Source organism: Ruegeria sp. BHSB056 (genome assembly GCF_059613305.1).
Genome location: NZ_JBXWSG010000030.1, coordinates 24093 through 39107 on the forward strand (window position 1 = coordinate 24093; position 15015 = coordinate 39107).

The 15015-nt window shown below is 58.5% G+C and carries 15 protein-coding genes; 6 read left to right on the forward strand and 9 right to left on the reverse strand.

The genetic code is table 11. The features are described from left to right. Positions 1-215: 215 nt before the first annotated feature. The 4 genes from AC2FND_RS09800 to AC2FND_RS09815 form a co-directional block, all read right to left on the reverse strand. Positions 216-782 carry a sarcosine oxidase subunit gamma gene (locus tag AC2FND_RS09800; RefSeq protein ID WP_496769433.1) on the reverse strand — a complete coding sequence of 189 codons (567 nt, stop codon included), beginning with the start codon at positions 780-782 and terminating at the stop codon, positions 216-218. Continuing rightward, positions 775-3789, reverse strand: a complete 3015-nt coding sequence (locus AC2FND_RS09805; protein ID WP_496769435.1) for a sarcosine oxidase subunit alpha family protein — start codon at positions 3787-3789, stop codon at positions 775-777. Before AC2FND_RS09805 ends, AC2FND_RS09800 begins: the two co-directional genes overlap by 8 nt. Before the next feature lie 67 nt (positions 3790-3856). Then, positions 3857-4186 carry a sarcosine oxidase subunit delta gene (locus AC2FND_RS09810; protein ID WP_480504645.1) on the reverse strand — a complete coding sequence of 110 codons (330 nt, stop codon included), beginning with the start codon at positions 4184-4186 and terminating at the stop codon, positions 3857-3859. Between the two features lie 75 nt (positions 4187-4261). Then, positions 4262-5506 (reverse strand): sarcosine oxidase subunit beta family protein, encoded by a 1245-nt coding sequence (locus AC2FND_RS09815; protein ID WP_209503456.1) that lies wholly within the window; start codon positions 5504-5506, stop codon positions 4262-4264. Between the two features lie 176 nt (positions 5507-5682). Here AC2FND_RS09815 and ccmI point away from each other — a divergent pair, with 176 nt between their 5' ends. The 3 genes from ccmI to AC2FND_RS09830 are packed head-to-tail and all read left to right on the forward strand — an operon-like array spanning position 5683 to position 7616. Beyond that, a complete protein-coding gene (ccmI, locus tag AC2FND_RS09820) occupies positions 5683-6903 on the forward strand; it encodes a c-type cytochrome biogenesis protein CcmI (RefSeq protein WP_496769437.1) in 1221 nt (406 codons plus the stop codon). Continuing rightward, positions 6900-7364 (forward strand): Holliday junction resolvase RuvX, encoded by a 465-nt coding sequence (ruvX, locus tag AC2FND_RS09825; protein WP_209503452.1) that lies wholly within the window; start codon positions 6900-6902, stop codon positions 7362-7364. The genes ccmI and ruvX overlap by 4 nt, the downstream gene beginning before the upstream one ends. An 18-nt stretch (positions 7365-7382) precedes the next feature. Further along, positions 7383-7616 carry a DUF1289 domain-containing protein gene (locus tag AC2FND_RS09830; RefSeq protein WP_209503450.1) on the forward strand — a complete coding sequence of 78 codons (234 nt, stop codon included), beginning with the start codon at positions 7383-7385 and terminating at the stop codon, positions 7614-7616. A 4-nt stretch (positions 7617-7620) separates the two neighbouring features. Here the strand turns inward: AC2FND_RS09830 and AC2FND_RS09835 are convergent, their stop codons facing one another. The 5 genes from AC2FND_RS09835 to dusA form a co-directional block, all read right to left on the reverse strand. Further along, complete coding sequence (locus AC2FND_RS09835; protein ID WP_480504637.1) at positions 7621-7848, reverse strand: hypothetical protein; 228 nt, start codon at positions 7846-7848, stop codon at positions 7621-7623. 390 nt (positions 7849-8238) lie between these two features. Next, the gene (locus AC2FND_RS09840) at positions 8239-8967 is read right to left on the reverse strand and encodes a SpoIIAA family protein (RefSeq protein WP_209596881.1); all 729 of its coding nucleotides are present in this window, start codon (positions 8965-8967) and stop codon (positions 8239-8241) included. Positions 8968-9003: 36 nt separating this feature from the next. Continuing rightward, positions 9004-9786 (reverse strand): hypothetical protein, encoded by a 783-nt coding sequence (locus AC2FND_RS09845; protein WP_496769440.1) that lies wholly within the window; start codon positions 9784-9786, stop codon positions 9004-9006. After that, entirely contained in the window at positions 9783-10607 is an 825-nt protein-coding gene (locus AC2FND_RS09850; RefSeq protein ID WP_496769442.1) for a sulfite exporter TauE/SafE family protein, read from the reverse strand. Before AC2FND_RS09850 ends, AC2FND_RS09845 begins: the two co-directional genes overlap by 4 nt. A 17-nt stretch (positions 10608-10624) precedes the next feature. Then, positions 10625-11641: a tRNA dihydrouridine(20/20a) synthase DusA gene (gene dusA / locus AC2FND_RS09855; protein WP_496769443.1), complete on the reverse strand. Its 1017-nt coding sequence runs from the start codon at positions 11639-11641 to the stop codon at positions 10625-10627. A gap of 390 nt (positions 11642-12031) precedes the next feature. Between dusA and AC2FND_RS09860 the strand changes: the two genes are divergently transcribed. The 3 genes from AC2FND_RS09860 to AC2FND_RS09870 all read left to right on the forward strand — a co-directional run. After that, entirely contained in the window at positions 12032-13351 is a 1320-nt protein-coding gene (locus AC2FND_RS09860; RefSeq protein WP_496769445.1) for a glutamine synthetase family protein, read from the forward strand. A 59-nt stretch (positions 13352-13410) separates the two neighbouring features. Then, positions 13411-14091 carry a type 1 glutamine amidotransferase gene (locus tag AC2FND_RS09865; RefSeq protein ID WP_209503436.1) on the forward strand — a complete coding sequence of 227 codons (681 nt, stop codon included), beginning with the start codon at positions 13411-13413 and terminating at the stop codon, positions 14089-14091. Continuing rightward, positions 14091-15015: glutamine synthetase family protein (locus AC2FND_RS09870; protein WP_496769447.1), on the forward strand; the 925-nt coding region annotated here is incomplete at its 3' end. The genes AC2FND_RS09865 and AC2FND_RS09870, both read left to right, overlap by 1 nt.

Genomic DNA, 15015 nt, shown 5'->3' on the forward strand with positions numbered 1-15015 from the left:
TGAAGAAGTTCATAATAAAGTTCTGATCTTTTAGCCTTTTGGCGATCGGTAGCTCAATCACACCGCTCCCGCAATAGGAGAAGTCGTGCAACGAAATTCTCGATTGACCCTGTTGTGTGTCCCACACTCAAATCGCTTTGCAGAAGCACAAAATTCAAGGGCCGCCTGTCCAGGACATGGCGGCCATCGAATAAGACGTCAGATGTGTGGACCGGTCAGTAGACGCCAACCTCACTGCCCGGTTGCGCAGCAACCTTCAGCAGTTTGAAAACGTAATCCGCAGCCGAACGGAAGCAGACCACGCGGAAGGTTTCAGCATCGTCCATCCAGAATGCGCCTGCCACTTGCGCCAGGCGCGAGCGGCGGATCTGGCCGGGTTGAAAGGCCTCGGACGACAGATCAACCGGGGCGACTTTGCCCAACACTTCTCGTGCGCTGGCGCCTGATATCGTGAATACCGCGCGGGCATCCGAGACGTTGACGGCCAGTGTGTGAGTTTTTCCCAAAGCTTTGACCATTGCGGCCAGTTTGGTCTCGACCTCGGCATAAGGGACCAGCACCAGCAGCTCGTCCGGTGACATCCAGCATACGCCGGTATCGCCGCTGACCAGCGCCTCGCGCTGACCGGGTACGTTCTGCCCAGTCGCATCCTTTACGGCCTTGGCGAGGCTTTTGTCGGACAAGTCGCCGCGCAGGGTGATCATGCCTTGCAGGCCACATTCCCTGATATTGGCGATGCCATCATAGCTGGCGTGGTTCAGTGCGCTGATGGGTTCAGACATTCTGCTTCTCCCCGTCCTTGTCGAAGAAGATCGGGTCCACGATCTTGGCTTTGTAGGTTTTGCCGTCCGTGCCCGGGAACTCGACGATTTCACCCATCCGGTCCGGGCCGTGCTTGATCAGGCCCATAGCGATCCCTTTACCGAGGTTGGCCGAGTAATAGGTCGAGGTCACACGCCCGATCATGTTACGCTGACCGTTGGCATTCACACCCTCACCGACCGCATAGGCACCGTCCGGCAAAACTGATCCATCCACAGTCTCCAAACCGACCAATTTCCAGCGTTCTGGATCGGCCATGTGGGTCCGTGAATGGGCGCGTTTACCGAGGTAGTCCTCTTTCTTTTTCGACAGCGCCCAGTGCAGCCCCAGATCCTGCGGGATCACGGTGCCGTCGGTCTCGTCGCCGATCATGATAAAGCCCTTCTCGGCCCGAAGAATGTGCAGACATTCTGTGCCATAAGGCATCACACCGAATTCTTTGCCTGCCTCCATCAGGGCGTCCCAGAACGCCTGCCCCTGCGAGGCGGGAACGGCGATTTCGTAGGACAACTCGCCCGAGAACGAGATGCGATAGGCGCGGCAATCGAAGTCCCCGATCTTGCCATCGCGCCATTCCATGAACGGCAGCGCCTCTTTGCTGACATCCATGCCGCCCAGTTTCTCAAGCACCTTGCGGGCGTTGGGGCCGACCACGGCGACCTGCGCGTATTGCTCGGTCACGTTGGCGACATAGACTTTCCAGTCCCACCATTCGGTCTGAAGCCATTCTTCCATGTGACCATGGATACGCTCGGCCCCGCCGGTGGTGGTGTGGCACAGCCACGTGTCCTCGTCGATGCGGGCGACAACGCCGTCGTCGATCAGGAAGCCGTTTTCCGAACACATCAGGCCATAGCGGCATTTGCCGACCTTCAGCGTGGACATCATGTTGGTGTACAACATGTCCAGAAACTTGCCTGCGTCGGGGCCTTTGACGATCAGCTTGCCCAGCGTCGAGGCGTCCAGCAGGCCAAGGTTTTCGCGGGTGTTCTTCACCTCACGGTTCACGGCGTCATGCACGGATTCACCGGGGCGGACATAGGCGTACGTCCGCCGCCAATGGCCGACCGGCTCCCAATCGGCGCCGTTCTTGTCGTGCCAGTTGTGCATTGGGGTCTGACGGATCGGCTGGAACACTTCACCCCGCGCTTCACCGCCGATCGCGCCCATCGAGATGGGGGTATAAGGCGGGCGGAAGGTCGTGGTGCCGACCTTCGGGATTTCGGATTCGAGCGCATCAGCCAGAATCGCCAAGCCATTGATATTGCTCAATTTACCCTGATCCGTCGCCATGCCAAGTGTGGTGTAACGCTTGGTGTGCTCAACACTCTCATAGCCCTCGCGCGCGGCCAGTTGGACGTCAGAAACCTTGACGTCGTTCTGGAAGTCGAGCCAGGATTTCATGCGCAGCTGGATTTCGGCGTTTGCCGGCATCAGCCAGACAGCCTCCATAGGAGCTTCTGCAGTGGTTTCGCCAACCGGAGCCTTGATGTTTTTCGGCTTGAACCCTGCGGCCTTGGCTGCGGCTTTTCCCACCGTGTGGGCGTCAGTCAGAACATCGCCCAGCGCCAACGCGCCATTCGATGCCCCGGCGGCCAGAACAAAACCTTCGCCATTTGCGCCCAGCGGCGGGCGCGAGGGGTCGGGGCGGAAAAAGGCATTCGCGTCATCCCAGGTCAGCTTGCCACCGCAATGAGACCACATATGAACGACCGGCGACCAGCCGCCCGACATGGCCACGGCGTCTGCTTCGACCTCTTCACGTGCGCCACCAACACCTTCCTGGTTGCAGATGGCGACTTTCTTGACGCGCTTGCCGCCCTTGACCTTGGCAATAGCCTTGCCCGGATCAACGCGGATACCCAACTGGCGGGCTTCCTCTGCCAAAGGTCCGGCCGTTGCCCGTGCGTCAACAATACGCAAAACATCCACACCCGCTTGCTTCAGCGTAATCGCGGTGCGATAGGCGTCGTCATTGTTGGTGGCGACGATGACACGCTCGCCCGGGGTGACACCCCAGTTCACGGCATAATCGCGCATGGCAGAAGCCAGCATCACACCCGGAACATCGTTACCAGCAAAGGACAACGGGCGTTCAATTGCGCCGGTTGCGGTTACAATTTGCTTGGCGCGGATACGCCAGAGGCGGTGGCGCGGGCCTTGCACGCCCGGCGTGTGGTCTGTCAGACGTTCATATCCCAGCACGTAACCGTGGTCATAAACACCCGCGCCCATGCAGCGGGAGCGCATGGTGACGTTGTCCATTGTTTCGAGTTCGGAAACCAATTGCTCCACGAACTTATCCACAGGCTCATCATTGACCGTGCCGCCGTCAACCGGAGCGCGACCGCCCCAATACGCGCTCTGCTCGATCAGCAGAACCTTGGTGCCCGAAGCTGCTGCCGCCTTTGCCGCCTGTAGACCGGCCACACCGCCACCGATGACCAGAACATCGGTGAAGGCATAGAAGTGCTCATAGGTATCGGCATCGCGGCTGTCCTTGTCGGGCGCTTTACCCAGACCGGCAGACTGACGGATGAACGGCTCGTAGACGTGCTTCCAGAATGGTTTCGGATGGATGAACGTCTTGTAGTAGAAGCCAGCTGGCAGGAACCGGGCGAACGCCGTGTTCACGGCACCGATGTCGTGTTCAAGGCTTGGCCAATGGTTCTGAGAGATCGCGGTCAGACCGTTGAACAACTCGGTCGTGGTGGCGCGCTGGTTCGGTTCAAACCGGTTGCCCTGCCCCAGCCCGACCAGAGCGTTCGGCTCTTCCGCACCGCTTGCGACGACACCGCGAGGGCGGTGGTACTTGAACGACCGGCCAACCATCATCTGGTCATTGGCCAGCAGCGCAGAGGCAAGCGTGTCGCCCTCATAGCCCTGCATCGACGTGCCGTTGAAGGTAAACGTGACCTTTTTCGACCGGTCAATCAGCCGGCCTTGTTTTGCGAGACGGGTGCTCATTGTGCGGACCTTTCGCGGGTGGAGGCGTCGGAGCCTCCGGCGGGAGTATTTTTGAAAAGATGAAGCATCAGGAGAACTCTCTCCAGGTCCATCCAGGGCGCTTTGCGGCGATGGCATCTTTGATGTCCTGCGGCGGCTCGGAGGTCTGAGCCGTGTAGGTGCCAAACACTTCTAGCGTGCTTGTGCAGCGTGCCGCGTGAAACCACTTGCCGCAGCCATTGGCATGGCGCCAGCGTTCAAAATGCACGCCTTTGGGGTTTTCGCGCATGAACAGGTAGTCGTGGAATTCGTCATCGGACGAGCCGGGACCAAAACGCTTCAGATGCGCCTCGCCACCGGCGGCCAGTTCGGTTTCTTCGGCATCAACGCCGCAGTAAGGGCAATTCAGGATCAGCATGTTGTCATCCTTTTGGCGGTTGGTTGGCGCAATGGCCAACCGGAATTCTGTTTCTTGGCAACCTCGGACCCACCTTCAGTGTGCCACCCCGGCGGCCACGCTTTCGTCAATGAAGCGGCCTTCCTTGAAGCGGTCCAGCGAGAAGGCCTCGGTCAACGGCGAATGACCTGTGGCCATCAGTTGCGCCATGCCCCAGCCGGACCCGGGAATCGCCTTGAAACCGCCAGTGCCCCAGCCGCAGTTGATAAAGCACCCGCCCAGCGGAGTTTTCGACAGGATGGGTGAGCGGTCGCCGGTCATGTCTACGATACCGCCCCACTGGCGCAGCATCTTGAGGCGCGAGATCATCGGGAAGGTTTCGACCAAGGCGCGGACGGTTTCCTCGATATGATGGAAGCTGCCACGCTGGGTGAAGTTGTTGAACCCGTCGGTCCCACCACCGATCACCATCTCACCCTTGTCAGACTGCGACATGTAGCCGTGTACGGTGTTGGCCATCACGACCACATCCATGCAGGGTTTGATGGGTTCGGATACCAGTGCCTGCAATGCGACGGCCTCCAGCGGGAGACGGAAACCCGCCATCTCGGCCAGTTGACCGGAGTGGCCCGCAACGACGATACCCAGCTTGTCACAATCGATGGCACCCTTGGTGGTGTCTACGCCGACGACACGGCCATCCTGCGATCGGACACCCGTGACCTCGCATTGTTGGATGATATCCATACCCATCGCTGAACAGGCGCGCGCATAGCCCCACGCCACGGCATCGTGACGCGCAGTGCCCCCGCGTTCCTGCCAGAGCCCACCCAGAACTGGATAGCGGGGGCCGTCCAGATTGATAATAGGCACCAGTTCCTTGACACGTTCGGGCCCGATCCATTCAGTCTTCACACCTTGAAGGGCGTTTGCATGGGCCGTGCGCTGATAGCCGCGAATTTCATGCTGGGTCTGCGCCAGCATGATCACACCACGCGGGCTGAACATGATGTTGTAGTTCAGATCCTGGCTCAGGTCCTCATAAAGGCCGCGTGCTTTCTCGTAGATCGCCGCCGAAGGATCCTGCAGGTAGTTCGAGCGGATGATCGTTGTGTTTCGACCCGTGTTACCACCACCCAGCCAGCCTTTTTCGATCACCGCGACATTCTGAATGCCGTAGTTCTTGCCAAGGTAATACGCGGTCGCAAGACCATGCCCGCCAGCACCGATGATGATGACGTCATAACGTTTCTTTGGCTCGGGCGAACGCCAGGCGCGTTCCCATCCGGTGTGATAGCGCAGGGCCTCCCGCGCGACAGCAAAGGCTGAGTAGTGTTTCATAAGCGAATCCATCCGGTTCGGTGATTGCGCGCAGATATGCCGCGCGGTGACAGTTTAACCGCGCCGCGCAACGCCGCAATATCGCACTATTGCGACATGTCGTTCATTCGCGGCCATTTGTCCCTTTTGTCGGACGGCCCACAGGTCTAAGTCAGGGCAGTATCTTCGGAGGGGCCATGACGTTCTGGGTTCTGATTTTTCTTGTCGCGCTTCTGATTGCGGCATTTCTGAGCTTCACATTGCTGCGCAAACGCCGTGGGGATGAACCTGCGGCGGCTTACGATTTGCGGGTGTATCGTGAACAACTGTCTGGTGTTGACCGGGATCTGGCGCGCGGGGTGATTGGTGAGGCAGATGCGGAACGGGTCCGCACCGAAATCTCGCGACGAATTCTTGCCGCTGACGAACAAATGAAAAAGGGTGGCTCGGGTGCCGGGCCATCACGGACCGTCTCGATTGTGACGATTCCGGTTGTCATGCTGATCATCATCGGGGGGGCGATGGCGATGTATCATCGTATCGGCGCCGTCGGGTTGCCTGACATGCCCCTGACCGCGCGGCTGGAACTGGCCGAGGAGGTGCGCGCAAATCGTCCGTCCCAGAGCGCCGCAGAAGAACTGGCAACCCCACCTCAAGCGGCGCAGCTTGACGAAAATTACGCGTCTCTTCTCAAGCAGTTGCGAGAAACCGTTTCGGCCCGCCCGGATGATCTGCAGGGGCAGATGCTTTTGGCGCAGCATGAGACCAATTCAGGAAACTTCAAGGATGGATATAGCGCGCAACAAAGGGTGATCGAACTGTCAGGCGACGCAGCCACAGCCGAGCACTACGCGGATTTTGCCGAGATGATGATCCTGGCTGCGGGTGGATATGTGTCGCCCGAAGCTGAACAGGCTCTTGCCGAAGCTTTGAAACGCGATCCCCATCACGGCCCGGCCCGATACTATTGGGGACAAATGTTGGTTCAGACCGGACGACCAGACCTTGCCTACCGCATTTGGGTCGAAACGCTGAGGGAAGCCCCGGCAGGCGCACCGTGGGCGGGTGCGATCCGGGATCAGATTGATGAGTTGGCCTTTCGGGCAGGGGTTTTCAACGCACCGGACCTAAGCGCACCGTCCGGCCCAAGTCGCGAGGACATGGCCGCAGCGGCAGAAATGAGCCCCGAGGAACGGCAGCAGATGATTCAGGGAATGGTGGATCAGTTGTCCGACCGCTTGGCGACGGAAGGCGGCGCGCCGGAAGAATGGGCTCGTTTGATCGCCGCACTGGGTGTTCTGGGTCAGGGCCAACGGGCCATGGATATCCACAATGAGGCGCTGGAGGTGTTTGCCGGAAACACCGAGGCCTTGCAGATTATTGATGCCGCAGCCCTGCAAGCAGGGATTGCGAAATGATCCACGACGTTTTCGAAGACTTCGCCAAGGCGCTGCCCCCGATGCATGCCCTGATGGGGCTGGATCTGGGTGAAAAGACCATCGGTGTGGCAGTTTCCGACCGGATGCGGGGCGTGGCCAGCCCTTTGGAAACCGTAAGGCGCAAGAAATTCACACTCGATTCCGCCCGGTTGATCGAAATTGCTGCGGATCGCGAGATTGGCGGCATTCTGTTGGGTCTTCCAAAAAACATGGACGGCACAGAGGGGCCGCGCTGCCAGTCTACGCGGGCATTTGCGCGAAACCTGTCCCGTCTGACGGAATTACCTATCGGATTCTGGGATGAACGGCTGAGTACGGTTGCGGCAGAAAAAGCACTGCTTGAGGCGGATACGTCACGAAAACGTCGCGGACAGGTTATTGATCACGTTGCAGCAGGTTATATCTTGCAGGGAGCGCTGGACAGGCTGCGCTTTTTGTAACAGGTCGGAGACCGATCGATGACGAACATGGTTTGGAAGCGCAATGAGGTCGAAAGCCCTTGTGTCCAGATCTGTGTTGTCCATCCGGCCGAGCGTATCTGCACCGGATGTTACCGCACGATTGACGAGATCTCTCGGTGGTCCAGGATGGACAGCAGCGAACGCGCTGAAATCATGAACGACCTGCCTTCTCGTAAACCGCGTCTCAGCAAGCGGCGCGGCGGGCGTGCCGCTCGCATGAATGGCTCCTGACTGATCAGCGCAGACGTTTTGATGACATTTCTGCCGGCTGTGTGGCCCTTTTCGGGATAGGTGCGTTCGGCGCGGTGCCCCGCAACTCTTTCTGAAACAAAAGCGCAATCTCGGATTGGCTGGTTTTGGACCGCCGATCATCATTGCGCGCGTATTCCGATTGCAGCACGTCAGCCGCACGTTTGGTCTTTCTGGTATTAGTGAGTCTTCCTATCAAAGTCTTAATTGGCATTGCGGACGTCCCGTTTCCAGTAACCGTGCCACTGCGGGTCGAGTTCGAGCTCCGAGGGGGTCTAGCTCTTGAACATTGAGGTTCAACGTGAGTGGTAACCCGCAGCGACAGGGTGTGGCTAAAGGTATTTCCCGTCACAAGAAGGGGGAAAAACACGCGGCGTTTGATCGTTATTGACGCCTTAATCAAGAAAAACTCACAAAAGCGCGTAATTTCCTAACGTCACTTTTCGACACGCTTTGCCAAGACTAGGAAAGCTGGGGCTGAAGCTGCGAAAAATCCGCCGTCAGCAGCCGAATCATGCCTGACATCGCACGACCGGATTCGAGGCTGCGTCACGAACCTTGACCGATTGGGTGTTGCCTGCTCAGGCGTTCCGCAGTCAAAGGTTTATCCGGCGGCAAGCCATGCGCTGGCGTTGTCGTACTCTTCGGACGGGAAAAACTGCGTCCGGGTCCCTAAAACATGGCTCGCGACCTTCTGTGCCATTCGCTGCCAGCTTTTGTCCCCAACGATCGCGGCGCGGTCCAGTTGTCCGATATGTCGGCTGGCCAAGCGGAAATGCGCCGCAAGCGCTGACAGCCCTTGCCAGCCATCAAATTCCCTGAGGTCTATCAGCAGGCGAAAGCCTGGCCGGTCCTGCAAAAGCGAATCCAGATCACGTTCTGCCTGTTTGTACCTTTCGGGGTCCAGCTTTCCCAAAAGGCTGATCTGAACACATGGACCGCTCAGGTCAGTCACGTGGATCGATCCCAGGGACTCACGCATCCAGCGTCGGGCGCCCTCAAGCTCGGTCAAGTCGAACACCTGAACCGGACAGGGTAGGATGGGGGCCGCCAGACGAACGCTTGTCTGCACCCAGCCCTGATCCGCCACAACAGCGATCCGGTCGAACCCGCGCCAATGGCTTAACCCCAGCTTGGTGTCAGACCAGGCCGCGCCCAGATCGTACCCTTGGAATTCCGGTTGTATTATCGCCAGTAACCTAACCGTGTCATGTTCGGTTAGCGCAGCCTCGATCGCGGGTACCAGAGTATTGGTGTAATCGGCGCTGGTTACTTGCCCCGACAACTCGACTTCTATGAGTGCACCGTCAGAATTCGTATGAACCGTCATCATCGGTCAAAACCTCCAAAGCCAAATAATGACAGGACGTTAGGCGGATTCGATCCATTCTGCTACTCCACCGGCACATTCGGGGCGGAAATAGGCGATCATTCGACCATCTTGCCCCGCCGTCGCCCCTTCGGCCCAAGGTGCAACCCCGTGCAGGCAATGGCGGTGCAGCAGATAAGCCTCTCCCGGCTTTGCAGGCAACTCGATCCTTGGGCAGGTCGCAAACACCTCGCGACGGGCGGATTGGTAGATGTCCGTTATGTCAACGTCGTGCAGGACCTCAGGCGGCATCCCTTCAAGCGCCTGCCTGAACGCGGACCGCAGAATGTGATGACTGCCGTCCCACACCACCATCGGAGACGCGTCTGCGCTGGCCTCGGTCAGTGGAATGCCCAGAATCCAGGCATGAGGTTCATCAACCCGGCGGCGGCGATCCGGTCCTGTCGGGCGCAAACCGTCCACATGGGCCGCATCCCTGTTTCGACGGTACCGGGAGGCCGCTTCATTCTCGCCCCGGCGCGGGCGCGGATAACCCGGATAAACAACCGAAACCTGCCCCTTGTGCAGCGGTAAATCTCCAAAGTGCTTGTCGATGAACGCCATGGCCTTCCCGGTCAGAGGCCCGGACTGCCCGACCCTGCCCTTCGTGTCATTGGGCAGTGCGTCGACACCGATGAACCACGTCCCTTCACAATCCAACCATTCCGCATGGGCCGGGTCCGTTGTAGACGTCTGTGCGGCAGGCAAGGCGTAGTTCACCCATTCGGCCAGCACCGGGTCATACGGGAATTTCACCCAGCCCCGGGCCAAAAAATCGCTCATAAGCCCACGGCCTTGCGCAGCATATTCAGCGCGACCAGCGTCAGGAACACGGCGAAGACACGTTTCAACGGTTTTGGGTCCATCGCATGGGCCAGCTTTACCCCCCAGGGCGCGGTAACCATTGTCATTGCAACAACGATCCCGAAGGCCACAAGATTAACCGTGCCAATGGTCAACGGGGGTCGATGCTCGGGGGCGATATCCACAAACAAGAACCCAATGACCGACGGTACGGCAATGATCACCCCAAACCCGGCAGCGGTAGCGACCGCGCGGTGGATAGGGGTGTTATAGAGGCTCATCAGCGGCACACCGAAACTGCCACCGCCGATGCCCATCAGAACGGAAAGAAACCCGACCAGTGGGGACAGGACGGCCCGTTTGATACCGCCGGGCATAGCGTCGCCCAACCGCCATTCTGCGCGACCCAACCCAAGATAGGCACCGATCACCATGCCCAGAATTCCGAACAGTGCCTGCAAAGCCTCGGTCCGCAGGGCCGATGCGACCAGCACTCCGACAATTGCGCCGACGACAATACCCGGACCCCAGCCGCGCAGGATATTCCAATCCACTGCGCCCTTCTTGTTGTGGGCAAGAACTGACCGCATAGACGTTACAATGATCGTGGCCAGCGACGTCGCCAGACAGAGCTGCATCAATTGCGGACCGCCATAGCCAAGCGTTTGAAACGCATAGAAGAACGCGGGGACCAGCACGATCCCGCCGCCCACTCCTAACAGCCCGGCAAGCACACCGGCCAGCGCGCCGATCACAAGCAAAAGGCCCATCATCTGGGCCAGCAACATTGTCTCGGGCATCGTCCCCCCTTTGCCGTCTAAACCTCGGCCATCGGCGCTATGTGGTTCAGGGCCTGTAGCATGACTTCTGGCCCGGCCCCTTCCTGCACGGCCCCTTCGGACAATGCGCGCCGCCATGCCCGCGCACCGGGACGCCCTGCAAAGAGACCCAGCATATGCCGTGTGATCTGGTGCAAACGCCCGCCATTGGCAAGGTGCCCCTCAACATAGGGCACCATTTCTTGAACAACCGTCATCGGATCGCGAACGGTTCCAACGCCAAAGATGCGCCGATCGGCATCTGCCAGGATATCACCGGGCTGATGATAGGCCGCCCGACCGATCATGACACCGTCAAGACCCGCGTCCAGATGTGCTGCTGCTTCGTCCAAGCTGGCGATACCACCATTGATCGATATATGCAGATCCGCAAATGCGGCTTTCATCCGATGCACAAGGTCATAGTCGAGCGGTGGAACATCGCGGTTTTCCTTGGGGCTCAACCCCTGCAACCACGCCTTGCGCGCATGGATCGTTACTCTTTGACAACCTGCCGCGCTGATCTGCTCAAGAAACGCAGGCAGAACTTCTTCGGGCTCTTGATCATCCACGCCGATGCGGCATTTGACCGTGACATCCACATTTACCGCGTCGCGCATTGCTGCGACGCATTCTGCAACCCGCGCCGGATCTTTCATCAGAACCGCCCCGAAAGTACCAGACTGCACCCTGTCCGACGGGCACCCACAGTTCAGGTTGATCTCATCATATCCTGCATCAGCACCCAAACGTGCCGCTTGCGCCAACTCCTCCGGGTCGGACCCGCCCAACTGTAAAGCCACGGGATGTTCCTGCGGTGAATGGTCCAACAGATGCAGCGCCCCACCCCGAACAAGCGCTGGTGCGGTTACCATCTCGGTATACAGCAGGGTTTCCGAGCTAAGCAGCCGATGAAAATACCGACAGTGGCGGTCGGTCCAATCCATCATGGGGGCAATGCTCAGGGCTGCATGGTGTCGAATGTTATCTCTTCCACGTGCAGTCAATTCAACCATCCTCAAGAGTACGAAACCCGCAGCTATCATAGAAAAATCGCCAAAATAAGCCAAATCTTGCGGAAAGTAGAAAGAAGCTGTTCTGCGGGATGAAGCGCCGCACTACGTCTCGATTTCGCGCACACACCCCTTGTGAAATAAAACGTTTCAAGGCCCTGCATCCGACACCTTCATTGACCAATATGATCAATGCTTTACCAGTTGTTCCCACGATGTCTTTGCCGATGAAAACGCAAGGCGCGAGCCTTGCCAGCAGGGCTTCCTGTGTTATCAGCCGAAAACCAAGCCGAACATACAGATCTGACCCAAAAATCAAAATTTGATCAAATTTGATGACAAATCCGATCCATTGAAGTACATCACGGGGAAACAGAATTGACGGAGCCCCAAATGGACCTGAGCGCCCTGCACAGTTTTCGTGTGACTGCCTGTGACCTGAACGGTCAGATGCGGGGCAAGCGCGTGCCCCCTGAATATGCGGGAAAGCTGGAAAAAGGCGCCGTGCGCATGCCGTTCTCGGCGCTCAATGTCGATCTCTGGGGCGCGGACATTCACGGCAGCCCACTGGTGTTTGAAACCGGCGATGCGGATGGTGTGTTGCGCCCAACCAACCGGGGTCCTGTGCCTGTCCCCTGGCTTCCGAAAGAAACGGCGCTGGTTCCGATGAGCTTGTATGACGATGCAGGCACTCCGTTTGCTGGTGATCCGCGTCACGCTCTGTCTGCCATTCTTGACCGATATGCCAAACGCGGTTGGTCGGTCGTCGCGGCGACCGAACTGGAATTCACGCTCATCGATGCTTCGGGTGCGCAACCGCAACCTCCGTTGAACCCGATCACCGGACGCCGTTTGTTACATGAGTCCGTTCTGTCGGTCGCTGAAATGGATGCGTTCGAGGATTTCTTCACAGACCTCTACGATGGCTGCGCCGCCATGGACATCCCCGCGCAAACCGCCATCTCGGAAAGTGGCGTTGGCCAGTTCGAAATCAACCTGAATCATCAGGATGCCTTGCGCTGTGCCGACGATACGTGGCTTTTCAAGGCGTTGACGCGCGGTCTGGCGCGCAAACACGGGTTTGCCGCAACATTCATGTCAAAACCCTATGCCGATGACGCGGGCAATGGGATGCATGTGCATTTCTCGGTGCTGGACCAACGCGGGCGCAATGTGTTTGACAATGGCGGGCCTGAAGGGACCGACATTCTGCATTCCGCCGTCGCGGGTTGTGTGGCAGCCATGCCAGGCAGCACGTTGATTTTTGCTCCGCATGGTAATTCATACACGCGGCTTGTACCGGGCGCGCATGCACCGACCGGGGCCTGCTGGGCCTATGAGAACAGAACAGCCGCAATTCGCATCCCGGGCGGAGCTCCGGCAGCGCGGCGCATCGAACACCGCGTCGCGGGTGGTGACATCAACCCTTACCTGATGCTGACCGCGGTATTGGGCGCAGCCCTTGTCGGGATCGAAGACGGCCTGCACCCTCCTGCCCCGATCACAGGTAATGCTTACGATATTGAAGACCTTCCCCAACTGATGCCGGACTGGGCAACTGCAATTGACAGGTTTGAAACCGACCCTCTGGTCTCCCGACTTTTCTCGGCTGACCTGATCCAGTACCTGACCATGACCAAGCGACAGGAAGTTGAACGATTTGAGCGCATCACTCCTGAAGATCACTGGCTGAGCTATCTCGAGGCGGTTTGACCCCCCTTGCCGCCTCATTGGGACTCAGCTAGAGTGAATTTGATCAAATTTGGTGACACATGAAAATCGGCATTTTACAAACCGGCCACACACCAGATGCCTTACATGGCGAATTTGGCGACTATGATGAGCTGTTTCCTGAACTTCTCGGTGGCAACGGATTTGAGTTCCAGACCTTTGCCGTGGTCGACGGCATATTCCCAGGCGGCGCATATGACGCAGATGGCTGGGTCATTACCGGTTCGCGCCACGGCGCGTACGAAGACCTGCCGTGGATCGCCCCACTGGAAGACTTGGTCAGAGAGATTCAGCAAAGCGGAAAGCCACTGATCGGCGTATGCTTTGGACATCAGATCATCGCGCAGGCACTGGGCGGCAAGGTCGAGAAATTCTCGGGCGGATGGGCCGTCGGACGCACTGAATACGAATATGACGGCAACACAGTCTGGCTGAATGCCTGGCATCAGGATCAGGTTGTCGCGCTGCCCGAAGGGGCGCGCGTTTTGGGTCAGAACGCATTTTGCGAAAACGCTATGCTGGCTTATGGAGACACGATCTGGACGGTTCAGGCCCACCCTGAATTCACCAATGGGTTTGTCGCGGGCCTGATGCGCACACGGGGGAAAGGCGTCGTCCCCGAAGACCTGATGCGCGAAGCTGCAAATCGCGAAACCGCCCCGGATGACAACGCCACTATCGCACGCCATATGGCCGAGTTTTTAAAGAAAGAGAGAGCCTGATGGCTGATTGGACTGATAAACTGCCGGAAGCCGCCAAAGCCTATTTCCACGGACAGCGGCTGGACGAGGTTGAGTGTATCATCTCGGACCTTCCCGGAATTGCACGCGGCAAGGCCGTGCCTGCCACGAAATTTGCCAAGCAATCCTACTTTCACTTGCCCGACAGCATCTTCTTCCAGACCATCACGGGGGACTGGGGTGAAGCCGCAGGTGACGACGGGTTCATCGAAAAGGACATGATCCTGAAGCCCGACTATTCGACGGCTTCAGCCGCGCCCTGGACCGGGGACTGGACGCTGCAGGTGATCCACGACGCCTATGACCGGGATGGTGATCCGATCCCTTATAGCCCACGCAACGTGTTGAAACGCGTGGTCCAGCTGTATCACAACCGAGGCTGGAAACCGGTTGTTGCGCCAGAGATGGAGTTCTTTCTGGTCGCCCCCAACGTCGATCCCGCACAGGAAATCAAGCCGATGATGGGGCGTTCTGGCCGCCCGGCTGCGGCGCGGCAGGCGTATTCAATGACTGCGGTGGATGAGTTCGGCCCGGTCATCGACGATATCTATGACTTTGCCGAACATCAGGGGTTCGAAATCGATGGCATCACCCAAGAAGGCGGTGCGGGTCAGTTGGAGATCAACCTGCGCCACGGCAACCCGGTCAAACTTGCTGATGAGGTATTCTACTTCAAACGCCTGATCCGCGAAGCGGCATTGCGGCATAATTGTTTTGCAACCTTCATGGCCAAACCGATCGAGGAAGAGCCGGGCTCGGCCATGCATATCCATCACTCGATTATCGACATGGAGACTGGACAGAACATCTTCTCGGGCCCGCAAGGCGGCGAAACGGACGCATTCTATCACTTCATTGCCGGGTTGCAGAACCATCTGCCCGCCGGTCTGGCCGTGATGGCACCCT